The sequence below is a fragment of the Oricola indica genome, assembly GCF_965227485.1.
Classification (GTDB): Bacteria; Pseudomonadota; Alphaproteobacteria; order Rhizobiales; family Rhizobiaceae; genus Oricola; species Oricola indica.
In genome coordinates, this window is record NZ_OZ245747.1 from 2144876 (window position 1) to 2168825 (window position 23950).

General features: G+C 63.6%; 23 protein-coding genes and 1 riboswitch. Of the genes, 16 read left to right on the forward strand and 7 right to left on the reverse strand.

What is annotated here, in order from left to right; genetic code table 11:
• Positions 1 to 74: 74 nt before the first annotated feature.
• Complete coding sequence (locus tag ACQK2M_RS10810; protein ID WP_425417808.1) at positions 75 to 1448, forward strand: aspartate aminotransferase family protein; 1374 nt, start codon at positions 75 to 77, stop codon at positions 1446 to 1448.
• Positions 1449 to 1463: 15 nt separating this feature from the next.
• Here the strand turns inward: ACQK2M_RS10810 and ACQK2M_RS10815 are convergent, their stop codons facing one another.
• Complete coding sequence (locus tag ACQK2M_RS10815; protein WP_425417809.1) at positions 1464 to 2003, reverse strand: DUF922 domain-containing protein; 540 nt, start codon at positions 2001 to 2003, stop codon at positions 1464 to 1466.
• A 540-nt stretch (positions 2004 to 2543) separates the two neighbouring features.
• Here ACQK2M_RS10815 and ACQK2M_RS10820 point away from each other — a divergent pair.
• From ACQK2M_RS10820 to ACQK2M_RS10830, 3 genes are read left to right on the forward strand one after another with little or no spacing between them, the layout of a single operon-like run.
• Positions 2544 to 3539: an ATP-binding cassette domain-containing protein gene (locus ACQK2M_RS10820; protein ID WP_425417810.1), complete on the forward strand. Its 996-nt coding sequence runs from the start codon at positions 2544 to 2546 to the stop codon at positions 3537 to 3539.
• Positions 3536 to 4339, forward strand: a complete 804-nt coding sequence (locus ACQK2M_RS10825; protein ID WP_425417811.1) for an ABC transporter permease — start codon at positions 3536 to 3538, stop codon at positions 4337 to 4339. The genes ACQK2M_RS10820 and ACQK2M_RS10825 overlap by 4 nt, the downstream gene beginning before the upstream one ends.
• Positions 4340 to 4399: 60 nt before the next feature.
• Positions 4400 to 5854: a cobyric acid synthase gene (locus tag ACQK2M_RS10830; protein ID WP_425417812.1), complete on the forward strand. Its 1455-nt coding sequence runs from the start codon at positions 4400 to 4402 to the stop codon at positions 5852 to 5854.
• 8 nt (positions 5855 to 5862) lie between these two features.
• On the opposite strand, the gene ACQK2M_RS10835 is transcribed toward ACQK2M_RS10830, so the two are convergent.
• Complete coding sequence (locus tag ACQK2M_RS10835) at positions 5863 to 6678, reverse strand: GGDEF domain-containing protein (RefSeq protein ID WP_223475448.1); 816 nt, start codon at positions 6676 to 6678, stop codon at positions 5863 to 5865.
• Between the two features lie 186 nt (positions 6679 to 6864).
• A riboswitch (cobalamin riboswitch) is annotated at positions 6865 to 7095 on the forward strand.
• A gap of 105 nt (positions 7096 to 7200) precedes the next feature.
• Here ACQK2M_RS10835 and cobU point away from each other — a divergent pair.
• Together cobU and cobW are read left to right on the forward strand one after the other, a co-directional pair.
• Complete coding sequence (gene cobU / locus ACQK2M_RS10840) at positions 7201 to 7740, forward strand: bifunctional adenosylcobinamide kinase/adenosylcobinamide-phosphate guanylyltransferase (RefSeq protein WP_425417813.1); 540 nt, start codon at positions 7201 to 7203, stop codon at positions 7738 to 7740.
• Between the two features lie 4 nt (positions 7741 to 7744).
• A complete protein-coding gene (cobW, locus tag ACQK2M_RS10845) occupies positions 7745 to 8800 on the forward strand; it encodes a cobalamin biosynthesis protein CobW (protein ID WP_425417814.1) in 1056 nt (351 codons plus the stop codon).
• A 19-nt stretch (positions 8801 to 8819) separates the two neighbouring features.
• Here cobW and ACQK2M_RS10850 read toward each other — a convergent pair whose 3' ends face one another.
• Positions 8820 to 9206: a DUF1761 domain-containing protein gene (locus tag ACQK2M_RS10850; protein ID WP_425417815.1), complete on the reverse strand. Its 387-nt coding sequence runs from the start codon at positions 9204 to 9206 to the stop codon at positions 8820 to 8822.
• Positions 9207 to 9316: 110 nt separating this feature from the next.
• Here ACQK2M_RS10850 and cobN point away from each other — a divergent pair, with 110 nt between their 5' ends.
• The 5 genes from cobN to ACQK2M_RS10875 are packed head-to-tail and all read left to right on the forward strand — an operon-like array spanning position 9317 to position 15737.
• Positions 9317 to 13015 carry a cobaltochelatase subunit CobN gene (gene cobN, locus ACQK2M_RS10855; RefSeq protein ID WP_425417816.1) on the forward strand — a complete coding sequence of 1233 codons (3699 nt, stop codon included), beginning with the start codon at positions 9317 to 9319 and terminating at the stop codon, positions 13013 to 13015.
• Complete coding sequence (locus ACQK2M_RS10860; protein WP_425417818.1) at positions 13012 to 13440, forward strand: GNAT family N-acetyltransferase; 429 nt, start codon at positions 13012 to 13014, stop codon at positions 13438 to 13440. Before cobN ends, ACQK2M_RS10860 begins: the two co-directional genes overlap by 4 nt.
• A gap of 5 nt (positions 13441 to 13445) precedes the next feature.
• Positions 13446 to 13877, forward strand: coding sequence for a GNAT family N-acetyltransferase (locus ACQK2M_RS10865; RefSeq protein ID WP_425420020.1), 432 nt, complete (start codon positions 13446 to 13448; stop codon positions 13875 to 13877).
• A complete protein-coding gene (cobO, locus tag ACQK2M_RS10870; protein WP_425417819.1) occupies positions 13874 to 14482 on the forward strand; it encodes a cob(I)yrinic acid a,c-diamide adenosyltransferase in 609 nt (202 codons plus the stop codon). Before ACQK2M_RS10865 ends, cobO begins: the two co-directional genes overlap by 4 nt.
• A gap of 1 nt (position 14483) precedes the next feature.
• Positions 14484 to 15737, forward strand: a complete 1254-nt coding sequence (locus ACQK2M_RS10875) for an NAD(P)/FAD-dependent oxidoreductase (RefSeq protein WP_425417820.1) — start codon at positions 14484 to 14486, stop codon at positions 15735 to 15737.
• Here ACQK2M_RS10875 and ACQK2M_RS10880 read toward each other — a convergent pair.
• Complete coding sequence (locus ACQK2M_RS10880; RefSeq protein ID WP_425417821.1) at positions 15704 to 16255, reverse strand: methyltransferase family protein; 552 nt, start codon at positions 16253 to 16255, stop codon at positions 15704 to 15706. The genes ACQK2M_RS10875 and ACQK2M_RS10880 overlap by 34 nt on opposite strands.
• 181 nt (positions 16256 to 16436) lie before the next feature.
• Between ACQK2M_RS10880 and ACQK2M_RS10885 the strand changes: the two genes are divergently transcribed.
• A complete protein-coding gene (locus tag ACQK2M_RS10885; protein ID WP_425417822.1) occupies positions 16437 to 17420 on the forward strand; it encodes a hypothetical protein in 984 nt (327 codons plus the stop codon).
• 11 nt (positions 17421 to 17431) lie between these two features.
• Here ACQK2M_RS10885 and ACQK2M_RS10890 read toward each other — a convergent pair whose 3' ends face one another.
• Both ACQK2M_RS10890 and ACQK2M_RS10895 read right to left on the reverse strand, forming a co-directional pair.
• The gene (locus ACQK2M_RS10890; protein WP_425417823.1) at positions 17432 to 19009 is read right to left on the reverse strand and encodes a DHA2 family efflux MFS transporter permease subunit; all 1578 of its coding nucleotides are present in this window, start codon (positions 19007 to 19009) and stop codon (positions 17432 to 17434) included.
• An 8-nt stretch (positions 19010 to 19017) separates the two neighbouring features.
• Complete coding sequence (locus ACQK2M_RS10895) at positions 19018 to 20232, reverse strand: HlyD family secretion protein (protein WP_425417824.1); 1215 nt, start codon at positions 20230 to 20232, stop codon at positions 19018 to 19020.
• Between the two features lie 119 nt (positions 20233 to 20351).
• Between ACQK2M_RS10895 and ACQK2M_RS10900 the strand changes: the two genes are divergently transcribed.
• Positions 20352 to 21050: a TetR/AcrR family transcriptional regulator C-terminal domain-containing protein gene (locus ACQK2M_RS10900; RefSeq protein ID WP_425417825.1), complete on the forward strand. Its 699-nt coding sequence runs from the start codon at positions 20352 to 20354 to the stop codon at positions 21048 to 21050.
• A 1-nt stretch (position 21051) separates the two neighbouring features.
• On the opposite strand, the gene ACQK2M_RS10905 is transcribed toward ACQK2M_RS10900, so the two are convergent.
• Complete coding sequence (locus ACQK2M_RS10905; RefSeq protein ID WP_425417826.1) at positions 21052 to 21837, reverse strand: TSUP family transporter; 786 nt, start codon at positions 21835 to 21837, stop codon at positions 21052 to 21054.
• Positions 21838 to 21929: 92 nt separating this feature from the next.
• On the opposite strand from ACQK2M_RS10905, the gene ACQK2M_RS10910 reads away from it, so the two are divergent.
• From ACQK2M_RS10910 to ACQK2M_RS10920, 3 genes are all read left to right on the forward strand, one after another.
• The gene (locus ACQK2M_RS10910; protein WP_223475434.1) at positions 21930 to 22355 is read left to right on the forward strand and encodes a TerB family tellurite resistance protein; all 426 of its coding nucleotides are present in this window, start codon (positions 21930 to 21932) and stop codon (positions 22353 to 22355) included.
• A 243-nt stretch (positions 22356 to 22598) separates the two neighbouring features.
• Positions 22599 to 22844 (forward strand): DUF6732 family protein, encoded by a 246-nt coding sequence (locus ACQK2M_RS10915; protein WP_425417827.1) that lies wholly within the window; start codon positions 22599 to 22601, stop codon positions 22842 to 22844.
• Positions 22845 to 22847: 3 nt separating this feature from the next.
• Positions 22848 to 23948 carry a sirohydrochlorin chelatase gene (locus ACQK2M_RS10920; RefSeq protein WP_425417828.1) on the forward strand — a complete coding sequence of 367 codons (1101 nt, stop codon included), beginning with the start codon at positions 22848 to 22850 and terminating at the stop codon, positions 23946 to 23948.
• The last annotated feature ends 2 nt before the right edge of the window (positions 23949 to 23950 follow it).

Consider the following 23950-nt stretch of genomic DNA (forward strand, 5'->3'; position numbering starts at 1 on the left):
ATTCGCCCCCTCCCGTCTCCTGACCGCGACCCTGGCGCCGGCAGGCGTGTCATCCGTCCAATCAGGAGAAATTCATGACCTATCAGAACTATTCGGTCGATCAGCTGCGCGCGATCGACAATGCGCATCACCTTCATCCCTTTACCGACCACAAGGACCTGCGCGAAGCGGGCACGCGTGTGATCACACGTGCCGACGGTCCGTTCGTCTACGACTCGGAAGGCAACGAGATCCTCGACGGCATGGCCGGGCTTTGGTGCGTCAATGCCGGTTATGGCCGCGAGGAACTGGTGGAGGCCGCCGCCGAGCAGATGCGGGAACTGCCTTATTACAATTCCTTCTTCCGCTGCACGACGCCGACGCCGTCGCTTCTCGCGCAGAAGCTCGCCGAGATCGCGCCTGACCATATCAACCAGGTCTTCTATGGCTCGTCCGGTTCTGAATCCAACGACACCGCCTTGCGTCTCGTGCGCCATTACTGGGCGCTGGAGGGCAAGCCGGAAAAGAACATCGTGATCTCGCGCAACTGGGCCTATCATGGGTCGACCATCGCCGGGACTTCGCTCGGCGGCATGACGGCGATGCACGAACAGCTCCATGGCGCGGTGCCGAATATCCGCCACGTCATGTGCCCCTATGCATACGAACTCGCAGAGCCGGGCGAGAGCGAGTATGATTTTGGCGTGCGCGCGGCGAAGGCGGTCGAGGATGCGATCATCGAGGCCGGGCCCGAGAATGTCGCCGCTTTCATCGGCGAGCCGATCCAGGGTGCCGGCGGCGTCAAGATTCCGCCGGAGAGCTATTGGCCGGAGATCCAGCGCATCTGCGAAAAATACGACGTGCTGCTGATGCTCGACGAGGTGATTACCGGCTATGGACGAACGGGCGAGTGGTTCGCGGCGCAGTCGATGAGCATCAAGCCCGATACGATGACGACCGCGAAAGGGCTGACCTCGGGCTACCAGCCGCTTTCTGCGCTTCTGGTCGGCGACCGGATCGCCTCGACATTGGTGGAAAAGGGCGGCGAGTTCAATCACGGCTACACCTATTCCGGGCATCCGGTGGCCTGCGCCGTGGCGTTGAAGAATATCGAGATCATCGCGCGCGAGGGTCTGATCGACCGCGTTCGCGACGAGACCGGCCCCTATCTGCGCGAGGCGCTCACCGCAGCCCTGGGCGACCATCCGATGGTCGGCGAGATACGCACATTCGGCCTGCTGGCAGCGATCGAGGTGGTGAAGGATCGCGACACGCGCGAGCGCTTCCAGCCGGAAGGTTCCGCGCCCGTCGTGATCCGCGACCATGCCATCGCCAACGGGCTGATGATGCGCGCCGTGATGGACACCATGATCATGTCCCCGCCGCTGATCTGGACGAAGGCCACGATCGACATGGCGGCAGAACGGGTTCGTGCCGGGTTCGATCTCGCGGCGAAGGAACTGCGTTAAGGGCCTGAAAAGGCGTCAGTCGAACAGGGCGGACAAGCGCTTCTGCTCGGCTGCGTCGAAGGCGAGTTGCGCCCGGTTGTGGGCGTTGCGGTTGCGCTTGAGAACTCGCTGGGCGGCCTTGTCCAGCGCGTCGCAGCTCGATTTCGGCGACAGGGCTTCGAGTTCTTCGCCGATCTTCTGGGCATATTCCTCCGCGATGGCGACGTGCTGTTCCTCGTGCTCGCGGGCATAGGCCGAAAGATGTCTCCAGGCGATGCGCAGTTCGGGGTCCGAGCTTCGCATGTGGTCGCGCCAGCGCGGCAGTGTCAGGTTGGCTTCGATGCGGAATTTCGCCTGCCGGTAGGCGCAGCCCTTGTCGGTCTCGTCATAGGAAACCGCGACCGGTACGAACTTGATCGCAGCGGACGCCAGAGCGTGTCCCTTGAGTGGCCCCTTGGATGCAATCTCGCGATCGAGATCCGCGCCAGTGGCGCCGGCGATGCTGTAATAGGTCGTCGTGACGCGCGTCTGCGTCGACGTACAGGCGGCAACTGCCAGAACGGCGACGGTTGCCAACCCGATTTTCCTGATGAAACCCTGGTGCATGCGACTTTGGTTCCCGGACCTCTCCCTTGCCCATCAATACCCAATATATTCGCGCGAACCAGCCTTATTCGCACTTAAGATGAACGGCGCGTGTTGGCGAAAACGCCGCGATGACGGGGCGCATGCGGGCGCGGGGCCGCCCCATGGTTCGAAATGTGCGTTTGTTAATTGAGAAAAATGCCGGATTTAGATTTGCTTAAGGTCTCAATAACCTCGTGGTAACCCTGTTGCCCGTAATGTCCGGGTCGAGGCGAGCGACAAGACGCCTCGATCTCCGGAGAAGGTACTGCGTACCGGAGCCTCGTTCTTCCGCCGCGTTTTTGGCGGACTCCAGATACCGGATTTCCGGTGACCGCATGTGACGTCCGCGTTGCCTGCGGTTTTGGTGATGGCATCCCGTTCACGAAAGATTTTACGCGACCGCCTCGGCAGGGCTGCCGGGATGGACTATAGGCTCGCCCCACGAGCGGCCGGCACACGGCTTTTTTCTATGGATGCGGAAACTCCGGCATGAATTCTCCAGACACGACGGACCCCCGCGGCACCGCCGCGCTCGCGATCTCCGCGCGTGGCCTCGTCAAGACATTCGGAAAGCTGCAGGCGGTTGCTGGAATCGATCTCGACGTTCCGCGCGGCATGATTTTCGCGGTACTCGGGCCGAACGGGGCGGGAAAGACGACGTTGATCCGCATGCTTGCGACCCTGATCGCGCCGGACGAAGGCAAAGCGACGGTGATGGGTCACGATCTGCGTGACGAAGCGGACGCTGTCCGGTCTTCAATTGCCTTGACCGGCCAGTTCGCGTCACTCGACGAGGATCTGACAGGCCGGGAAAACCTGCTTCTTCTGGCGCGGCTGTGGGGATTCCGGGGCCGTCAGGCAACCGGTCGGGCGAGGGACCTGCTCGAGGCATTCAACCTGTCCGACGCGGCGAACAAGCAGGTGAAGGACTATTCCGGCGGCATGCGGAGACGACTGGATATCGCGGCCTCCCTGATCGTGACACCCGGCGTGCTTTTTCTCGACGAACCCACGACCGGGCTCGACCCCGTGGCGCGCCAGGGTGTTTGGCGAATGATCCGGGACCTTGCGCGTTCGGGCGTCACCATCCTTTTGACGACGCAGTATCTGGAGGAAGCGGACCAGCTGGCGGCGCGTATCGCGGTGATCGACCGCGGCCGGAAGATCGCCGAGGGGACCAGCCGCGAGCTCAAGGCGACGATCGGCTCGGGTTTCCTTCATGTGGCGCTTGGCGACGCATCGGATATCGACCGCGCGGCGGATTTGCTGGAGGCGAAGCTTGGACATCCGCCGAAACGAAATGTCGAGGGCGGCGCGCTGTCCATTATGGCCGATACGCCGAATGCCGCGAACGAAGCTGTCGCCGCACTGATGGCGGACGGTATCGCCGTGACCGATTTCTCGATGGGCACTCCCAGTCTCGACGAGGTGTTCTTCGCGCTGACCGGTGATCCGGCGGAGCCGGAAAAGGAGCAGGCATCATGAATGACATCACGCCCGCGACGCTGAAACATGTCGAGCGGCCGGCGCGTCCCGGCGGCATGTCGAACGCGCTTGTCTTCGGCTGGCGCGCGATCCTGAAGTTCAAACATGTTCCCGAACAGCTTTTCGACCTGATCATGACGCCGATCATGTTCACGCTCCTCTTCACCTTCGTGTTCGGTGGAGCGCTGGCGGGATCGACGGACAATTATCTTCAGTTCTTCCTGCCGGGTATCCTCGTGCAGACGGTGGTTTTCAACTCGGTCTATTCGGGCATGGGGTTGAGCACGGATCTGGGCAAAGGGCTCTTCGAGCGATTTCGGTCGCTGCCCATCTGGCCGCTCGCGCCGTTTGCCGGCCTCATGGTCGGCGACGTGCTGCGCCATTTTATCGCCGGTTCCATCATTCTCACGATTGGACTGATGTTGGGTTATCGGGCCGAAGCGGGCGTGTTCGGCGTGATCGGCGCTTTTCTGCTGCTTTTCGCCGTGGGCTTCGGCTTTGGCTGGGTCTTCATCCTGATGGGATTGCTGATCCGCACGCCGATGACGGTGATGACGATCGGCTTCACACTGATCTTTCCGCTGGTCTTCGCCTCCAACATCATGGTCGAGCCGGAGACGATGCCGGACTGGCTGCGAGCCTTCGTCGATCATAATCCGATTTCCTTCATAACGACGGCATTGCGCGGCCTGATGGGCGGCGGCGTGACCTTCCAGCAGATCCTGCTGGCGCTGATCGCACCGGTCCTGCTGACAGTCGTGCTCGCGCCGGCCAGTCTCGTCGCCTATCGGCGCAAGTAGGAAGGGCCGGGCCGCAAACGTGCCTTTCCAGCGCGACCGCGTTCCGGTAGCGAGTGGCGCATGACCAGGGCCATCATGTTTCAGGGGACGGGTTCAGATGTCGGCAAGACTGTGCTGGTCGCCGGCCTGTGCCGGCTGTTGACCAATCGCGGCCTTTCCGTGCGTCCGTTCAAGCCGCAGAACATGTCCAACAATGCCGCCGTCGCCGAAGATGGCGGGGAGATCGGCCGAGCGCAGTGGCTGCAGGCGCTGGCCTGCCGGGTGCCGCCATCCGTCGACATGAACCCGGTGCTCCTCAAGCCGCAAAGCGAGACCGGCAGTCAGGTCGTGGTGCATGGCAGGGTGCGGGGCGCGGCCCGGGGCCGGGATTACCAGAAACTCAAGCCGGAGCTTCTCGGCGCGGTGCTCGAAAGCTACGAGCGCATCCGTGCCGGCGCGGATGTCGTGATCGCCGAGGGGGCTGGGTCACCCGCCGAGGTCAATCTGCGCGCGGGCGATATTGCCAATATGGGGTTCGCGACGGCGGCCGACGTTCCGGTGATCCTGGTTGGCGACATTGACCGGGGCGGGGTAATCGCGTCGCTGGTCGGCACGCATGCGATCCTGCCCGAGACCGATCGCGCCATGATCGCGGGATTCCTGATCAACAAGTTTCGCGGTGATGTCAGCCTGTTTGATGACGGGTTGACGGCAATCACGCGCCATACGGGCTGGCGGTCATTCGGCGTCCTTCCGTGGTTGAAGCAGGCGGGACGACTTCCGGCCGAGGATTCGGTGGCGCTTGAGCGGATGGCCGCGATCTCAGGGGGCGGAGCGAAGATCGCCGTGCCGATACTCGACCGTGTCGCCAATTTCGATGACCTAGACCCGCTTGTTGGAGAACCGGGTGTCGATGTCGTCATGGTGCGGGCCGGAGAGCGCATCCCGGCAGATGCGGCCGCGATCGTCATTCCCGGTTCGAAATCCACAATCGCGGATCTCATCCGCTTCCGGGAGAACGGATGGGACCGGGAGATCGCTGCCCATGTCGCGCGTGGCGGTCAGGTAGTCGGCGTGTGCGGCGGATACCAGATGCTCGGCAAGCAGGTTCGCGATCCGCTCGGTATCGAGGGCGACATCAGGGAAACAGAAGGGCTCGGCCTGCTCGATGTCGTAACGGAGATGGCGCCCGAAAAACGGGTCGAGACCGTTTCGGCGCGCTCACCGGTTTTCGATGTCGACCTAACGGGATATGAGATCCATCTCGGCGTGACCTCAGGGCCGGATTGCGCGCGCCCGGCCGCGCTGATCGACGGCAAGCCGGATGGCGCAGTCTCGGAGGACGGCCGCATTTTCGGCACCTATCTGCATGGTCTGTTCGACAGCGGCGCTTTCCGGGCGGCCTGGCTCGATAGTCTTGGCGTCGTCTCCGACGGTGGCGACCATCGTAGCCGCGTCGAGGCTGCGCTCGACGAAATTGCGGGGGAGATGGAACGCCATCTCGACGTGGAGGCTATCCTGGAGGCGGCGCGGTAGCTCTAGCCTCAGGCGGCGTCGGAATCGTCGAGGCCGGATTTTTCCTCGGGTGTGTGCCAGATCCCCGGCAAGCCGTTGAACTCGCACTGGTTGCGGCCACCGCGCTTGGCCCGGTAGAGCGCGAAATCGGCGCCCTGGAAGATCGCCCCGAAATCGGCCTCCTGCGGATACAGCGCTCCGCCGATGGAAGCGGTCACGCGAATGACCTTGCCCTCGAAATAGGACTTGTTTTCCTCCAGTGCCGTGCGGATCCGCTCTGCCGCTTCCACGGCGCCGGTCGGGCCCGCGCCGAGCAAATAGACCGCGAATTCCTCACCACCGATGCGTGCAACGTGGTCACGCTCGAACACGTTTCCGACGATGCATACAGCGACCATGCGCAGGACGTGATCGCCCGCTGCGTGACCATGCGTGTCGTTGATCGTCTTGAAGTGGTCGATGTCGATCAGGATCAGGGCATCGTCATCGGCGCCCGCCTCGCGGGGCTCCCCGGACCGGTCGCGCACGATCTTTTCCAGCGCCGTGCGATTGAGCAGCCCCGTCAGTCCGTCGCGCCGTGCGATTTCCTTCAGCTGGCTGTTCATCGTGCTCAGCCGCATCGTCATGGAAAAGAAGATCGCAATGAAAGGCATTGCGACAATCAGTGTCACGAGGAAGCCGTAGACCAGCAGGCGATGGCCGAATCTCGCATATATTTCAGGGAAATAGTGGCCGTACATCACCTGGGTAACGATAGCGGCGAGGAAGGCTACAATGAGGGACCACAGCAACGTTTTGCGCAGCGAGGCGCGGAGATCGCGGGGGATGAATATGCGGTCCAGCATCGATGCCTTGCAAAATGAAAATGAATTTGAATATGGGCCTGTTTAGACGGGATGGGCCGCCATGCGTAGTCTCGTCCTGCTTTTCCCGACAAATCGTAACAAGGTTGGTTAACGTTAGGTAAATACTCTGAGACTTTCGGCGACCGGCCTTGTCGCAATCGCGATTGACTTGCGATGTCCGCGCGGCCTAACTGGCCGTGTCATGGTTCTCGCTCCGGTCGAGCGGCGCGGGACGAAGAGGGAATGTGACGGACGGACCCAAGCAGGGCGTCCACATCACAGCCGACCCCGCGACTGTAGAATGGCGCGGCGCCCGCTGCTCCGGTCAATCCGGAGCGCCACTGGAGACATCCGGGAAGGCAGGGGGCCGAATCACAGGCCATGAGCCAGGAGACCTGCCATGACGACGTGCCGATGGGGCGGGGAGCTCCCGAACGGACCGGGTCTCAAGCCGGATGCGGCGTCATGGGGGAGGCCTGAGGTCTGAACGGGATACCCGCGTGAGCGAACGGGAGCCGTTCCATGCCGACAGATACTGCCTTCGGGGCTCTTGCGGGCGTCACGCTGGTCCTCGGCGGCGCGCGCTCGGGCAAGTCGGCCTTTGCGGAGCGGCTGGTCGAGGCGAGTGGCCTCGCTCCCGTCTACCTGGCGACGGGGCAGGTCCATGACGACGAGATGCGAGAGCGTATCGACCACCACAGGGCGCGGCGCGGGCCGGACTGGATGACGGTCGAGGAACCGGACGATCTCGAGGGCGCGCTTGCGCGCGAGGCGCAGCCGGGCCGGGCGTTGCTGGTCGATTGCCTGACCCTTTGGGTCACAAATCTGATGATGGCCGGAGCCGATATCGCGGCGCGAAGCGCGCGGCTGCGCGCCGTGCTCGACGGCATCGAAAGCCCGGTCGTGCTGGTTTCCAACGAGGTTGGGCTCGGAATCGTGCCGGAAAACGCGATGGCGCGCGCGTTCCGCGACCATGCGGGCCGGCTGCACCAGGACATCGCCGCCTCGGCGGACACAGTTTATTTCATCGCGGCAGGCCTGCCGCTGAAAATGAAGGGATAACACCATGCAATCGAAGATTCCCGCCACGGTGATCACCGGCTTTCTCGGCGCCGGCAAGACCACTATGATCCGCAATCTGCTGGAGAATGCCGGCGGGCGAAAGATCGCGCTGATCATCAATGAATTCGGCGACCTTGGCGTCGATGGCGAGGTGCTGAAGGGGTGCGGCATCGAGACTTGCGGCGAGGACGATATCGTCGAACTCAACAATGGCTGCATCTGCTGCACTGTCGCCGATGATTTCATTCCGACCATGACGAAGCTGCTCGAGCGCGAGAACAGGCCGGACCACATCGTCATCGAGACGTCGGGCCTGGCATTGCCGCAGCCGCTTGTGGCGGCCTTCAACTGGCCGGAGATCAAGACGGCGGTGACGGTCGACGGTGTGGTGACGGTAGTTGATGCCGCGGCAGTGTCGGAAGGACGTTTCGCCGACGATCACGACCGGCTGGAGGCGCAGCGCGCCGCCGACGAGGCGCTCGATCACGAAAGCCCGCTGGAGGAACTGTTCGAGGACCAGATCCGCGCCGCCGACATGGTCGTGCTCAACAAGGCGGATCTGATCGACGATGTTCGGCTGGAAGCGGTAAAGGCGAGTGTCGCCGGACAGACTGACCGCGCGCTGAACATCATCCACGCCACGCATGGCCGTCTGCCCGCCGACGTGCTGCTCGGAATGGATTCTGCGACGGAAGACCAGATCGCCCTGCGCAAGTCGCATCACGAGATGGAACATGAAAACGGCGAGGATCACGACCACGATCACGACGAATTCGAGAGCTTCGTCGCCGAGACCGGGTCCATCTCGGACCCTGCCGCCTTCGTTGCGGGCCTGAAAGAAATCATCGCGCATCACGACGTGCTGCGCCTGAAGGGGTTCTGCGACGTGCCGGGCAAGCCGATGCGGCTCGTGGTGCAAGCTGTCGGCCAGCGCATCGAGACCTATTTCGACCGGCCCTGGCGGGACGGCGAGACGCGGTCAACGAAACTGGTGGTCATCGGCCTGCACGACATCGACCAGGCGGCAATCGGCGAGGCCATCGCCGATGCGGTTGGCTAAGATGATGGCGGTCGCGGCGTCAGAATATCGCCTGGGCGATGAACATGATCACGGCGGCGACCAGCCAGTAGCCGACGTCGATGGCAATGACTGTGCCGGATTTCTTGGTGAACATGCCGCCCGACGCCTGCAAGGCGCAAAAGGCGACAACCGCGAGCATGAAGGTCATCAAGTGGCCTCCGGCCGCCATGACGCCGACGAACCAAGACAGAAGCAGCAGGCCGATCGCCTGCGTGACCATCGCGCCAACCGGCATGGACTGCGCCGTGCCGAGCTCGACGCCGTGACCGGCCGCCCATGTCTTGCCGAACAGCATCGGCGAGAACCACAGCCAGCCCGCGAGAAACGCCACGATCGCACCGGCGATAACGCCGAGCCAGCTCACACCCATCGTAATTTCACCCATGATCGCTCCCCCCCGTCATTGAATAAATTCAACTTATCGGTTGAGTTTCAACGGGGGCCCCACGGAAGGCAACACACAAGCGCGTTACCGGTGGGCGGGGCGGTGTACTGATGCATCTGCTGCTGGCACAGAAGGGGTTGATTTCGGACGGTGACGGCGAGGCGATCGATCTCGGCCAGAAGCCGGGCGATATCTGCGTCCTGTCTGCCGCCGACACGGAACTGGCGAGCCTTGCGAAGGCGCATTCGCCGGCGGGGCCGAGCCTGCGCCTCGTCAACCTTTTGCAGCTCAAGCACCCGATGTCGGTCGATAGCTGGGTCGAGCGAACCGGGCAGCATGCGAAGCTGATCGTCATTCGCATCCTCGGTGGCGCAGGCTACTGGCCTTACGGGCTGGAGGCGATCCATGCGGCGGCGGTGGCGCAGGGCGTGAAACTCGCGGTGCTTCCCGGCGACGACAAGCCCGATCCGGGCCTGACGCGCTTTTGCACGCTGGACGCTGAAAACTGTGAAACGCTGTGGCGATTCCTGATCGAGGGCGGCGCGGAGAATGCGCGCGGCTTTCTCGATGCCTGCGGCGATATACTCGCCGGGCGTGCCATCGAGGCCGAAGCCGCGCCATTGCTCAAGGCTGGCGTGTTAGGCGAGAAGACCGGGGGAGAGGCCGGCACTGTCGCCATCGTTTTCTATCGCGCGCTCGTGCAGTCGGGGCAGACCGCGCCGATCGAGGTGCTGGCGAGGGCGCTCGGTCAGAAAGGCCTGGCAGTGCTGCCGGTCTATGTCTCCAGCCTGAAGGACCCGGTTTCGGCCGCGACGGTCGAGGGGCTGTTCGATACGCACCGGCCGGATGTCGTGCTGAACGCGACCGGCTTCGCGGTGTCCGCGCCGGGCGCGGACCGGACCCCGACGGTGCTTGAGCGCGACGGTTTGCCGGTCATCCAGGTGGTTCTGTCGAGCTCGCCGCGTGCGGTCTGGGAAGCGTCTCCGCAGGGGCTCAATGCACGTGACCTCGCGATGAATGTCGCGCTGCCGGAGGTCGACGGGCGGGTGCTGTCGCGCGCGGTTTCGTTCAAGAGCGCGAGCGCCTGGGACGAGCGCACCGAGTGCAACATCGTCACGCATGAGCCGGTCGCCGACCGAGTGGAATTCGTCGCGAAACTGGCGGAGCGCTGGGTGCGTCTCAGGCGCAAACCGGCAGCGGAGAAACGCGTGGCCCTCGTGCTCGCCAATTATCCGAACCGCGACGGGCGTCTGGCCAATGGTGTCGGGCTCGATACGCCTGCGGGGACCATCGCGACGCTTCGCGCCATGGCGGAAGCGGGCCTGCCGGTGAGCGATATCCCGGCGGACGGCGACGCGCTGATCGATCATCTGAAGAAGGGGCCGACCAACGCGATCTCCGATGCGCGCGAAATCCGCGAGACGATTTCGCTGAGTCATTACAAGGCTTTCCTCGCGACGCTTCCGAAAGCGATTCAGGCGCAGGTGGCCGAACGATGGGGCGCGCCGGAACATGATCCGTTCTTCCGAGACGGTGTCTTCGCGCTGCCGCTGGCGCGGTTCGGCGATACGCTGGTCGGCATCCAGCCTGCGCGTGGCTACAACGTCGATCCGAAGGAAACCTACCATTCTCCGGACCTCGTTCCGCCGCATGGCTATCTCGCCTTCTATGGCTTCCTGCGCGACGTGTACGGTGCCGACGCGGTGGTCCATATGGGCAAGCACGGCAATCTCGAATGGCTGCCCGGAAAGGCGTTGGCGCTGTCGGAGACATGCTGGCCGGAGGCGGTGTTTGGCCCGCTGCCGCATGTCTATCCTTTCATCGTCAACGATCCGGGCGAGGGAACGCAGGCCAAGCGGCGGACGTCGGCCGTCATCATCGATCATCTGACCCCGCCGCTGACGCGGGCCGAAAGCTATGGCCCGTTGAAAGATCTCGAAGCGCTGGTCGACGAATATTATGAAGCGGCCGGTGGTGATCCGCGACGGCTGAAAGTGCTGAAGGTCCGCATTCTCGATCTGGTGCGCGATATCGGCCTCGATCACGATGCCGGGATCGCAGAAAGCGACGAGGCTGACACTGCGCTCGAAAAGCTCGACGCTTATCTGTGTGACCTGAAGGAGATGCAGATTCGCGACGGGCTGCATATCTTCGGCCGCGCACCGGAAGGACGGCTGCTGACCGATCTCGTCACCGCGCTGGCGCGTGTGCCGCGCGGGCTTGGCGAAGGCGAGGACCAGAGCCTCCAGCGGGCGATCGCGGCGGATCTCGCCCTTGATTTCGATCCGCTCGATTGTTCGATGGGCGCGCCCTGGACGGGCCCGACGCCGGCTATCCTGGAAGCCGTTTCGGACGACCCGTGGCGAACCGCGGGCGACACGGTGGAGCGGGTCGAATTGCTGGCCGCGAAGCTGGTCGGATGCGAGACCGAATGCCCCGACGGTTGGGTCTGCACGCGAACGGTTCTGGACGGGATCGATACGCGGCTGCGACCTTCGGTCGAAACTTGCGGCAAGGCGGAGATCGAGGGGTTGATGCAGGCGCTTGCCGGGCGGTTCGTCGAGCCGGGGCCGTCGGGTGCGCCGACGCGCGGGCGGCCCGACGTGTTGCCGACCGGGCGCAATTTCTACTCCGTCGACAGCCGCGCGGTGCCCACCGAGACCGCATGGGAACTGGGGCGCAAATCCGCCGAGTTGCTGGTAACGCGCTACACGCAGGATCACGGCGATTGGCCGGTTTCCTTCGGGCTGACCGCATGGGGCACGTCGAACATGCGCACCGGCGGCGACGACATCGCGCAGGCCATGGCGCTGATCGGCGCTAAGCCGGTCTGGGACGGGATTTCCAGGCGGGTGACGGGTTTCGAGGTGATCCCCGTCGCAAAGCTCGGACGGCCTCGCGTTGACGTGACGCTGCGCATCTCCGGGTTCTTCCGTGACGCCTTCCCCGACCAGATCGCGTTGTTCGACAAGGCTGTTCGGGCCATCGGCGCACTGGATGAAGATGAAGGCGACAATCCGGTTGCGGCAAGAATGCGCGCGGAAGCCCTTCGGTTGGCGGAAGACGGCGAGGATGCGGAAACGGCGGCGCGGCGAGCGGGCTATCGCGTCTTCGGCTCGAAGCCGGGTTCCTATGGCGCGGGCTTGCAGGCGCTGATCGACGAGAAGGGCTGGGGCGACCGATCCGACCTCGCCGAAGCCTATCTGGTATGGGGCGGCTATGCCTATGGCGCGCAGGCCGAAGGCAGCGCCGAGCGGGGTTTGTTCGAAGAGCGGCTGAAAGGCATGCAGGCGGTCGTTCAAAACCAGGACAATCGCGAGCACGACCTGCTCGATTCCGACGATTACTACCAGTTCGAGGGCGGCATGACTGCGGCGGTCGAGACGCTGACGGGCGAGAAGCCGGCAATCTACCATAACGACCATTCACGGCCGGAAAAGCCGGTGGTGCGCACGCTGGAAGAGGAGATCGGCCGTGTCGTGCGGGCACGCGTGGTCAATCCGAAATGGATCGCCGGTGTCATGCGGCACGGCTACAAGGGCGCTTTCGAGATGGCGGCCACGGTCGACTACATGTTCGCTTTTGCCGCGACGACGGGCGCGGTGCGCGACCATCATTTCGAGGCGGTCTATCAGGCATTCCTGATGGACGATGACGTGCGCGCGTTCATCGCGGAGAAGAACCCGGATGCGTTGCGCGAAATCGCCGACAGAATGCGCGAGGCGATCGAGCGGGGGCTGTGGACGCCGAAGAGCAATTCAGCGATGTTCGCGCTGAATGAAATCGTCGAGGACAATGCGCCGGCATGACCGAAATCAGGACCACGGAGAACGCGGCCGAGTTGCAACTCAGGCTCGATCGCCTGCTTGACGACGGGGCGGAGGCGGCTGGCCATCCGTTCAATCCGCAGGCCGTCGGTTTCGAGGCGAGGGACAGTGACGGGACATTTCTCGGCGGAATCTATGGATGGGGCCAGCTTGGATGGTTCTTCGTCAAGCTGCTGGCGCTTGCGCCGGAAGCGCGCAAACGCGGTGTTGGCGGCAAGCTCCTTGCAAAGGCCGAAGAGCACGCGCGCTCGGAGGGCCTGTCAGGCGTTTATCTCGACACCTATGTTTTTCAGGCGCCGGCTTTCTACGCGAAGATGGGCTACGAAGAGATCGGCCGCCTTCCGGCGGTTGGCGATCATCCGCAACGCGTGTGGTTCGCGAAGATGCTCGGGGAGGTCCGGTCGTGAGCGTCATGATCGAGCCGGTCACCGGTGATACCGGAGCCTTTGTCAGCGAGGTCCTTGAAACGCTGGACGAAGCAGCACGGGCGCTCGGCAAGCCCTTCGAGGAGGATGGCGTCAATCTGCGTGCGAGCGACGGCGATGGCGGCTTCCTTGGCGGCCTCAACGCAGAGACGTTGCAGGGCTGGCTCTATGTGAAGTTCCTCGCCGTGTCGCAGCAGGCGCGTTCGCTCGGCGTGGGGCGGAAGCTGATAGAGGAAGCCGAGGCGGAAGCCCGGAGACGCGGCCTCGCAGGGGTCTATGTCGACACGTTCGATTTCCAGGCGCCGGGCTTCTATGTGAAATGCGGATATGCGGAAATCGGTCGCCTGCCGACGGTTGGCGGCCGGCCGCAGCGCATCTGGTTCTCGAAGAATTTCGACGCGACGGAGATTGATCAATGAACGATGACAGCGAACGCCACGCAGCCAAGATGGCGAAGAAGAAGGCGGCGCGTGACAAGATCATGGCCACCAAGACCGAGGAAAAGGGCCTCGTCATCGTCCATACCGGCAAGGGCAAGGGCAAGTCGACGGCGGCTTTCGGGATGATCTTCCGCCATATTGCCCATGGCCGAAAATGCGCTGTGGTGCAGTTCATCAAGGGCGGCATGGAGACCGGCGAACGCAACCTGATCGAAACGCATTTTTCCGATATCTGCTCCTTCCACACGATGGGCGAGGGCTTCACCTGGGAAACCCAGAACAAGGAGCGCGACATCGAGATGGCGAAAGCCGCCTGGGAGAAGGCCAAGGAACTGATCCGCGACGCGAGCAACACGATGGTGCTGCTCGACGAGATCAACATTGCGCTTCGCTACGACTACATCGACACGGCCGAAGTGGTCGAATTCCTTAAAACCGAGAAACCCGAGATGACACATGTCGTCCTCACCGGCCGCAACGCCTCTGAAGAGCTGATCGAGGCGGCCGATCTCGTGACAGAGATGGAACTGGTCAAGCACCCGTTCCGCTCCGGCATCAAGGCGCAGATCGGGATCGAGTACTGACATGGCGAATGACGCACTGGTGCTGGGAGCTGGCATGGCGGGGGTCGCGACGGCGATCCACCTCCTGAAAAGAGGCGTTTCGGTCACGCTGGTCGACCGGCGGGAGCCGGGCGAAGAGACGAGCTATGGCAATGCGGGCATCATCCAGCGCGAGGGCATTCACCCTTATCTCTTCCCGCGCGATCTTCGCTCGATCATCGAGGTCGCGCTCAAACTGCGCACCGATGCGGATTATCACTTCTCGTCGCTGCCGGCGGTCGCGCCGTTCCTGTGGCGATATTTCATGTCGTCGAACAAGGACAGCGCCCGACGCACGCTTGCCGCCAATATCCCGATCTTCGCGCATTGCCTGGAGGCGCACCAGGCGCTAATGGACGAGGCGGGCTCGTCGGCGCTGGTCGCCAAGCGCGGCTGGATACGCCTGTTTCGCGAAACCGGCGGGATTGCCGCGGCGGAGGCGGAAGCCCGCGAGTTGCGCGAACTCGGCATCGATGCCGCCATGATCACCATGCAGGAACTGGGCGATCTTGAGCCGCATCTGGAAAAGGCGAAACTCGAGGGCGCGCTGCATTACCGCGATCCGTGGACGTGCAGCGATCCCGGCGCGCTGGTCAAATCCTATGCGGGTCTGTTCGAGAAACTCGGCGGCGCCTTCATTCAGGCCGAGATTACGGGCATCGCGCGGCGCGACGGCAAGTGGGCGGTGGCGACGACCGGACCGGAACTGTCCGCCGAACAGGTGGCGGTGACGCTCGGCCCGTGGTCGAAGCGGATGATGGACGAGGCGGGCCTGAAACTGCCGATGGGCGTCAAGCGTGGCTACCACCAGCACTTCGCGGCCGAGGGTAACGCCTATCTGTCGCGACCGGTTCTCGATACCGATGTCGGTTATGTCATGGCGCCGATGGCGCGTGGTATCCGGCTGACCTCGGGCGCCGAGTTCGCGCGTCAGGACGCGCCCAAGACGCCGGTGCAATTGCGCCGGGTGTTGCCGCAGGCGCGTGAGTTGTTCCCGCTCGGCGAGAGCGTCGACGAGGAGCCGTGGCTTGGCTCGCGTCCGGTCTTTCCGGACATGCTGCCGGTCGTCGGACCGGCTCCGGGCATGGCGGGCCTGTGGCTGCATTTTGGTCATGCCCATCACGGTTTCACGCTCGGGCCCGCGACCGGCGAACTGACCGCGCAGATGATGACAGGCGAGACGCCGTTCTGCGATCCCGCGCCCTACAGTCCCCAGCGTTTCACGCGGGCGCGATAGGCGGCGTAGGGCTCGCCATAGGTGCGGGCGAGCCAGCGTTCCTCGCAAGGGACGGCGAAGATGTAGAGGGCCGCGAGCGAGCCCGCCGCGATTGCCGCCGGCCATGACGCCGCGAGCAGCGTCCAGCCGAGGCAAAGCGCCAGATTGGAGAGATAGGTGGGATTGCGGACAAGCGCGAAGGGGCCGTCGGTGACAAGGCCCCGATCCGCGCCCATCGACTGGTCGAGGCCCAGTTTCACGATCGCATAGGAGCTTGCCGAGCTTGCGGCAAATGCGAGCGGAAATCCAATGCCCCAGCGAATCCAGCCGGGCCAGTCCCAGCCGTTCCACCCAAGGCGGCCCGCCAGATAGGCGGAGCCGATCGCCGCAGCCGTGACGCTCCAGGTCACGATCCGCGCTTTCCAGCCGAATTTCACGGGTGGCCAGATCGGATTTTGCGGGTGCTGATCGGACCTCCAGATGATGGCTGCGACAGCCAGGCAGCAGGCTGCGGAAAAGAGCGCGAAAGCCATGTCCATCGTCGAATTTCTCCAGGCCTGAGTTCTTTCGAAGATAGCGGCGGCCATCGATGCGCCAAGGGTTCGATCCCAAAATTTTAGGGGTCTTGCCAAGACAATTGACGGGCTTGCCTTAACCATCCGGTCATCCTGCTCGCTTACCTTATGAAGCTCTGCCCCAACGCGCAGGGATGGAGCGGACATGAATTTTGTAGCCCGGATGAAGAACGCCGGCCTGGAAACGGCCACCGAATGCACGTTGCTCTATGCCGACATGCCCCGGCTGGACGCGGCGGATTTCGTGGCGCGCCTCGAACAGGCAATCGGGCCCAATGCCGCAGTCTCCGATATCCGGGATCATGCCGCCGGTTCCACGCGGTTTCTCTCCTTCATGGCCGGCGGTTGCGCGGTCGCCATAGAGGCGAGCAAGGATACCAGGCCCGCTTCGGTTTATTTCGAGGCGCTGGACTGGCCGATGCTCCACCGTACCTTTCCGGAGGCCGAGGAGGCGGTGCGCAATCATACTGCGCATATCCAGATCGCGGTCGAAGCCGAATATGATGCGGTCGCCAATGCACTTGGCATGCGCGCCGTCAATACGAGCTTCACGCGCAGCACTCTGGCAGGGCGTGCCGCGGCGGCGATTTGCCGGACGGCCCTACCACTCGCGATCCACTGGAAACACAGCGAGATGCTTTTCAAGCCCGGACCGTTCCTCAGGGAACTGGAGACCGAGCCAGTCGAGATCTTTGTCAAGGTGACGCCGTTTTCCAGCAACCGGATGATCGACGGCGTGCGCACCGTCGGCGGATCGACACGCGGCGCGGCCGATCTGCTCGGCTGCGAAGTCGTGCTGGAGGAAGCACCGGTACCGGTCGATTGGGTGATGCGGACGCTGCACTGCTTCGTGGCGCGTTGCCATTCCGAGGGACGTTACCTGCCGCATCTAGCGACCTATGCGCCGGGCAAGGGCGATATCATGATCGTGCGCCATCTCGATTCCACGCCGGAGATCGACACCCCGCATGTGTCGCTTGAGGTCAGGCGGGCCGACGAGTTCGGCTTCGATGCAACCGAAGCCGACGATCTTGCGCTGGCCAAGGTCAAGAAACCGGATTGGGACGGCCGGGATCGGCGTCAGCGCCCCCAAAGCGCCAAGCCGTTCGGCCGTCGCGGTCTCGCCTAGCCTAGCCTCTGTCAGTGCCCGGCGGGCGCGCCGCCTGACGGCGGTTTCTTCATCGCCAGCGCGCCGAGCGCAAGACCGGCGAACAGCATTGTCTGTATCCACGACACGTCGGCGAAGGCCATCACCCATGCCTGCTGTTGAACCATCCCGGTTAGCTGGTTGTGCGCGGCGTCAGCTCCAGACAGGCCGCTCGCATCGAAATTCGCCGCCAGATTGTCCAGCGTTTCCATCGCGGTGTGGTTTGCCGATGTCACGGTTTCGGCGATGCGCGCATAATGCAGGTCGGAGCGGTCCGAGAGCAGTGTCGTGATGGCGGCGAGGCCGACGGCGCCGCCGAGATTGCGGGTCAGGTTGAACAGACCGGACGCGCTTTTCAGCCGGTCGACGGGCAGGGTGCCCAGCGCGAGATTCGTGATGGTCACCATGCAGAACATCAGCGACGCCCCGCGAATGATCTGCGGCAAGAACAGCTCCCAGAAATCCCATTCGGCGTCGATCGGCGTCAGCATCCATGTGCTCACCCCGAACCCCAGGAAACCGAGCAGCAGCATGATGCGCGGATCGACCCTGGCCGACAGGGCCCCCGACATCGGCGCACACAGGAACATGGCGACGCCTGTGACAAAAACCGTCTCGCCGATCATGAGCGAATCGTAGCCGCGAATACGTCCGAGATAGAGCGGGTAGAGATAGGTCAGGCCGTAAAGGCCGATCCCCATGACGAATGAAAAGACCGAACCGAAGGCGAAATTGATGTTTCGAAAAGCGCCGAGGTCGACGACCGGGAAGCTCGCGGTGAAGGCGCGATAGAAGAACAGGATCGCACCGATCGTCATGACGATCGAGAAGATCAGAATCGTCTCGTCGGCCAGCCAGTCATTGGCGGGACCTTCCTCTAGGACGAATTCGAGCGCGCCGAGGAACACGGCCATGCCGATAAAGCCGAGCCAGTCGAAGGACTTGGCGAGGTTGAATTCCGGCTCGTCGAAATCGATCAGCAACCAGGCAAGCGCGGCGACAATGACGCCGGGGCCGAGATTGATCAGGAACAGCCAGTGCCAGGAAAAGTAGCTTGAAAGATAACCGCCGACCGTGGGCCCAATCGTGGGCGCGAGCGTTGCGACGAGGCCGATCACGGGGGCGATGATCGCCTGTTTCGAGCGAGGAAAGATAGTGTAGGCCGCCGCGAAAACCGACGGGATCATGCCGCCGCCGATAAAGCCCTGGATCGCGCGGTAGACGATCATCTGATCGATGTTCGTCGCCGTCGCGGCCAGCACGCTGGCGGCGGTGAAGCCGGCGGCCGAGACGGTGAAGAGGATGCGGGTCGACAGGATGCGCGCCAGCGTGCCCGACAGCGGGATCATGATCACCTCGGCGATCAGATAGCTGGTCTGCACCCAGGAGATTTCGTCGGCGCCTGCGTTGAGCCCGGCCTGGATTTCGGCGAGCGAGGCCGAGACGATCTGGATGTCGAGAATCGCCATGAACATGCCGAAAACCATCGCGAGGAACGCGATCAGCCGGCGCGGATCGATGCGCTCCTCGGCGGGGGCGCCAGGAGCATCGCTGTAGGTCGCGTCGGCCATGACCTGTTCTACTCTGCGGAGACCGTTTCGACGGCGTAGCCGCCCGTGCGCGTATCGATATCGACGACCACGCTGAGACCGGCGCGCAGCCGGCCTTGCTCGACGGCTTCGGCGGGCAGGGCGATCCGCACTGGCACGCGCTGCACGACTTTCGTGAAGTTGCCGGTGGCGTTGTTGGGCGGCAGCAGCGAGAAGATCGAGCCGGTCGCCGGTGAGATCGAGACGACCGTGCCCTCGATGGGCTCGTCCTCATAGGCATCGACATGGATGGCGACTTTCTCGCCGGGTTCGATGCGCGCGAGCTGGGTTTCCTTGAAATTGGCGTCGACATAGAGCCCGCTCGACGGAACCAGCGCCGCAAGCCGTCGGCCGGTGGTGACGAGGTCGCCTTCCTGTACGTCGAGATTGCCGATCATGCCGTCATAGGGCGCGCGCAGCACGGTGAAGGAGAGATCGCGGTCCGCCTTGTCGGCGGCGAGTTGCATGGAGGTCAGTGCGCTCTCGGCCTCGGCCCTTTGGGCGCGAAGCACCGCGATATTGGCATTGGCGGACTGGATGCCGGCCGAAGCGCCGGAAAGGTTCGCCTTTGCCTGTTCCCAGGCGGCTTCGGCGGAGTCGAGCGCCGCGCCGGTCGCATGGCCTTTGGCGTTGAGCGCCTTCGCCCGGTCGAGTGCGGCACGGGCGTTTGCCTCTGCGGCGGCGACCGCTTCCTGTTGCGCTTCCGCCTGGGCGAGGGCGGCTTGCGCGCCCGCGATCTGGGCGTCGATGCGGTCGAGTGTGAGTTTCTGCGTTGCGATCTGGGCTTTCGCCTGGTCGGCCGCGATGCGGTAGTCGCCGTCGTCGAGCGTGACGAGCGGATCGCCCGCCTTCACATACTGGTTGGCGGTGACATTGACCGTATCGACGTAACCGGACACCTTCGGCGCGATGGTGGCGATGTCGCCGCCGACATAGGCATTGTCGGTCGATTCGATGAAGCGCCCGACGGTCCACCATTCCTGGCCGTACCAGCCGCCTGCTGCGAGCGCCAGGAGCGCGACCCCGGCGAGAACCACGCGCCGCCGGCCGCCGCGTTTGGGCGTCTGCGGAACGGTATCGCCTTTCGCGGCTTCGGTCTCTCGCGCGGCGTCGTGCGGGAAGGTCTTCACCTCGGCCGTCCGCGACGTCTCGGTGCCGGAATTCGCAGTCGTTTCTTCGCTGTTAGCTGATCCCGAAACGGACATGGCTGCCTACTCGGTAATTAAATTGAACCGAACCGTTCGGTTCGAATTGACATAAATGCATGGGCGCGCCATATCAAGTGGAAATCGAACCGGGTGGTTCGATTCTTGTCGAGGACCGAATGCCGACATCGTTGAAAAGCGCTGAAAGCCTGAAGAAAGCCATGCATGCCGCCGGCAGTGCGCCGAGCCGCCGGGTGGCCGGGCAGGATCCGGCGAAGCGCCAGCAGATCCTCGACGGCGCGCGGAGCGTCTTCCTGCGAGTCGGTTTTGACGGGGCGAGCATGAATGCTATCACCCGCGAGGCCGGCGTCTCGAAGGGTACGATCTATGTATATTTCGAGAACAAGGAAGATCTCTTCGGCGCGCTCATCGAACGCGAGCGCCGGACGAAGCTCGCCATGCTGACGGAGACGCTCAACGAGCGAGGCACCGTTCGTGAAACGCTGATACGCTACGGGATGGCGCTCGCGACCCTGTTGACGTCGAAGCAGCTGACGCGCGTGCAAAGGATGGTGATCGGCATTACCGAACGCATGCCCGAACTCGGCAAATTGTTCTTCGATACAGGTCCGGATTCGGGGAAGGGGCATCTGGTCGCCTATTTCGACCGGCAGACCGAGGCCGGAACTCTCGACATTCCCGACTGTGAACTGGCCGCGCAGCAGTTTTTTGCCCTGTGTTCGGGTGGCCTGACCCGCAAGTGTATCTTCGGCGCGCTGGACGCGCCGCCCGACGAGGAATTGATCGCCCGCGCGGTGGACAGCGGCGTCGACATGTTTCTTGCCTATTACGGGACGGATGCCCTGAAGAGGGCCTGACCTAGAGGCCCAGCCAGAGCCTCAGCGGGTGAGTGGGATCGCTGACCAGTTTGACCGCCAGCGCGAGGCAGGTGATCACGAGCAGCGGCTTGATGATGCGTGCGCCGCCTTTCATCGCCACGCGCGAACCGACCTGCGCGCCCGCGAACTGCGCGGCGCCCATGATCAGGCCGATCTTCCAGAAAACCGCGCCGGCGAAGGCGAACAGCACGAGCCCGCCGACATTGGAAGCGAGATTCAGAAGCTTGGTATGGGCAGTGGATCGCAGCAAGCCGTAACCGGCGAGCGCCACGAAGGCTAGCATGAAGAATGAACCCGTGCCGGGGCCGAACAGCCCGTCATAGAAACCGATCAGCGGAACGATGGTGAAGCCGAAGAGGGCCGGGCTCATTCGCCGGGCCCGATCGATGTCGTCGAGCCCCGGGCGCAGCAGGAAGTAGAAGGCGATCGCGACTAGCAGGACAGGCAATACTGCGCCGAATATCCGGCCGGGCAGTACGGTGGCGGTCAGCGCGCCGAGGATGCTCCCGGCAAAGGCGAGCAGGGCCGGCAGCGCCTGCGTTTTCAGATCGACATGGCCGTGGCGGGCATAGCTCCAGGTCGCTGACGCCGCGCCGAACATGCCCTGCAGCTTGTTGGTGCCGAGCGCGTAGACTGGCGGTGCGCCGGCCAGCAGGAGCGCTGGGATTGTAATGAGCCCGCCGCCGCCGGCGATGGAATCGACAAACCCCGCCAGGAAGGCGGCGAGGACGAGGAGCGCGACGATTTCGGACGGGAATTCGAACATGGTGATTTTCCTTCGGCGCTAGACCACAGCGCCGCGATTTGCGCAAGCGGCGACTCAGGGTAGTCTCGCCGTGCGCAAGGAGGCGCGGATCGATGGCATTTGCCTGGCTTGAAGCTTTGAAATCGCGGCTGGAAAAGGAAAAGGTGGTTCGGCTCGTCGCCAACGACCCGGCCCTGACCGCGGAATTGTTGCTGCTGTTCAAGGTCATCCTCGCCGACGGTGAAGTCAGGCAGGGCGAACTCGACATCTTCAAGCGGATCTGCCGGGACAGTTTCGGCCTCGACCCGGACGCCATGGACGGCGTCTATGAATACATGCAGGATTTCGCCTACGAGACGTCTCCCGCCCAGGCTGCCGCGGTCTTTGCCGAGCTGCCGATGGAGCGGCGGCAGCGTCTTCTCGACCGCATGATCGCGATCGCGGAGGCCGACAGCGAGATCGACCGGCGCGAGGAACGCTTCCTGGCGCGCATCGCCGATTTGCTGGGTTTCGACATCACCGAAATACGCCGGAGCTGATCGGCGTCGCAATTTCCGTTTTGAAGGTCGCGCATCGAATTGACCCTGCCGGGCCGGACGCCTAGGGTGCGCCTCGTTATCGGCAGTGCCTCGACGCGTTCGGGGCCGAGAGGTGTCCGTTGCAGCCGACCCAAACCGGGGGTGTCGCAGCAGAACTGCCGCTAGGTCCTGGCATTCGCCGGCGTCATGCCGGAAGCCGCGCATTTGGCGATAACGGAAAACCGGACCTTGAGGACGAGAATCATGAAATCTGCAACGGGCCTTGCCGTTCTATTGGCGTCACTCGCCGCGACGCCCGCTTCCGCGCATCTGGGCCATGTCGGCGAGGTCGCTGGCCACAGCCACTGGATCGGGCTGGCCGCCGCCGGTGCTGCCGCTGCGATCGCGGCCGCCGTATCGACGCTCGGCAAGAAGAAAGACGCCGAGCGCAAGGAAGACGAGACGCAAGCCGAGGACGCGGCGGGCGACGAAACACCGGCAGAGGCCTGAGACATGCTCAAAGGTATTTCGGGCGCACCGCGCTACGGCATCATGGTTTGCGGCCACGGCAGCCGCAATCAGAACGCGGTCGGGGAGTTCTCCAAGCTGGCGCTTCGGCTGCGCGAGCGCTTTCCGCAATGGCCGGTCGATTACGGCTATCTGGAATTCGCCAATCCCGTCCTGCACAAGGGGCTGGATGCGCTGAAGGAGAAGGGCGTCGACCATATCCTCGCGGTGCCGGGCATGCTTTTCGCCGCCGGCCACGCCAAGAACGACCTGCCTTCCGTGCTGAACAGCTATCAGGCGAAAAACCCTGATGTCAGAATCGATTACGGCCGCGAGCTCGGTATCGACCTGAAGATGATCCGCGCGGCGGGCGAGCGTGTCAGGGAGGCGCTCAACGCCTGCGAGAGCGACGTGCCGATGGAGGAGACCATGCTGGTCGTCGTCGGACGTGGCGCATCCGATCCGGACGCCAATTCCAACGTGGCGAAGGTCATGCGGATGCTCTGGGAAGGCCTCGGCTTCGGCTGGGCGGAGACTGCCTATTCGGGCGTCACCTTCCCGCTGGTCAAGCCGGCGCTCCAGCATGCCGCGAAGCTCGGCTACCGGCGTATCGTCGTGTTTCCCTATTTCCTGTTCACCGGCGTTCTGGTGAAGCGGATCTATTCGCAAACCGACGAGGTGGCGGCTGAGCATCCGGAGATCGATTTCGTCAAGGCGCCCTATCTCAACGACCACGATCTGGTGATCGAAACCTTCGTCGATCGCGTGCGCGAGATCCTCGATGGCGCCAACAACATGAACTGCCAGATGTGCAAATATCGCGAGCAGGTGCTCGGCTTCGAGGCCGAAGTCGGTCAGGCGCAGGAAAGCCATCACCACCATGTCGAGGGTGTGGGTGGCGCGCCGGAGAATTGTCCTTGTGCGGGCGATTGCAATGGCGATTGCCGCGACGAGGCTTTCTGCAAGGAACACGGCATCGAGTGGACGCCGGTGCATAGCCATGATCACGACCATGATCACGGGCACGAGCATCACCACCATCATCACCCCTATCCGCATGCCGCTCACCCGCTCGGGCCGAAAAGCATGGAAAAAAGCAGGGGCTGAAG

What these genes read in the sequence shown, in the direction of transcription:
- cobW (WP_425417814.1), top strand. Translation starts at nt 7,745, where the DNA reads ATGCAATCGAAGATTCCCGCCACGGTGATCACCGGCTTTCTCGGCGCC.
- ACQK2M_RS10825 (WP_425417811.1), top strand. Translation starts at nt 3,536, where the DNA reads ATGAATGACATCACGCCCGCGACGCTGAAACATGTCGAGCGGCCGGCG.
- ACQK2M_RS10875 (WP_425417820.1), top strand. Translation starts at nt 14,484, where the DNA reads ATGGCGAATGACGCACTGGTGCTGGGAGCTGGCATGGCGGGGGTCGCG.
- ACQK2M_RS10910 (WP_223475434.1), top strand. Translation starts at nt 21,930, where the DNA reads ATGGCATTTGCCTGGCTTGAAGCTTTGAAATCGCGGCTGGAAAAGGAA.
- ACQK2M_RS10915 (WP_425417827.1), top strand. Translation starts at nt 22,599, where the DNA reads ATGAAATCTGCAACGGGCCTTGCCGTTCTATTGGCGTCACTCGCCGCG.
- ACQK2M_RS10865 (WP_425420020.1), top strand. Translation starts at nt 13,446, where the DNA reads ATGATCGAGCCGGTCACCGGTGATACCGGAGCCTTTGTCAGCGAGGTC.
- ACQK2M_RS10920 (WP_425417828.1), top strand. Translation starts at nt 22,848, where the DNA reads ATGCTCAAAGGTATTTCGGGCGCACCGCGCTACGGCATCATGGTTTGC.
- ACQK2M_RS10895 (WP_425417824.1), bottom strand. Translation starts at nt 20,232, where the DNA reads ATGTCCGTTTCGGGATCAGCTAACAGCGAAGAAACGACTGCGAATTCC.
- ACQK2M_RS10890 (WP_425417823.1), bottom strand. Translation starts at nt 19,009, where the DNA reads ATGGCCGACGCGACCTACAGCGATGCTCCTGGCGCCCCCGCCGAGGAG.
- cobU (WP_425417813.1), top strand. Translation starts at nt 7,201, where the DNA reads ATGCCGACAGATACTGCCTTCGGGGCTCTTGCGGGCGTCACGCTGGTC.
- cobO (WP_425417819.1), top strand. Translation starts at nt 13,874, where the DNA reads ATGAACGATGACAGCGAACGCCACGCAGCCAAGATGGCGAAGAAGAAG.
- ACQK2M_RS10905 (WP_425417826.1), bottom strand. Translation starts at nt 21,837, where the DNA reads ATGTTCGAATTCCCGTCCGAAATCGTCGCGCTCCTCGTCCTCGCCGCC.
- ACQK2M_RS10830 (WP_425417812.1), top strand. Translation starts at nt 4,400, where the DNA reads ATGACCAGGGCCATCATGTTTCAGGGGACGGGTTCAGATGTCGGCAAG.
- ACQK2M_RS10820 (WP_425417810.1), top strand. Translation starts at nt 2,544, where the DNA reads ATGAATTCTCCAGACACGACGGACCCCCGCGGCACCGCCGCGCTCGCG.
- ACQK2M_RS10880 (WP_425417821.1), bottom strand. Translation starts at nt 16,255, where the DNA reads ATGGACATGGCTTTCGCGCTCTTTTCCGCAGCCTGCTGCCTGGCTGTC.
- ACQK2M_RS10835 (WP_223475448.1), bottom strand. Translation starts at nt 6,678, where the DNA reads ATGCTGGACCGCATATTCATCCCCCGCGATCTCCGCGCCTCGCTGCGC.
- ACQK2M_RS10885 (WP_425417822.1), top strand. Translation starts at nt 16,437, where the DNA reads ATGAATTTTGTAGCCCGGATGAAGAACGCCGGCCTGGAAACGGCCACC.
- cobN (WP_425417816.1), top strand. Translation starts at nt 9,317, where the DNA reads ATGCATCTGCTGCTGGCACAGAAGGGGTTGATTTCGGACGGTGACGGC.
- ACQK2M_RS10850 (WP_425417815.1), bottom strand. Translation starts at nt 9,206, where the DNA reads ATGGGTGAAATTACGATGGGTGTGAGCTGGCTCGGCGTTATCGCCGGT.
- ACQK2M_RS10810 (WP_425417808.1), top strand. Translation starts at nt 75, where the DNA reads ATGACCTATCAGAACTATTCGGTCGATCAGCTGCGCGCGATCGACAAT.
- ACQK2M_RS10860 (WP_425417818.1), top strand. Translation starts at nt 13,012, where the DNA reads ATGACCGAAATCAGGACCACGGAGAACGCGGCCGAGTTGCAACTCAGG.
- ACQK2M_RS10900 (WP_425417825.1), top strand. Translation starts at nt 20,352, where the DNA reads ATGCCGACATCGTTGAAAAGCGCTGAAAGCCTGAAGAAAGCCATGCAT.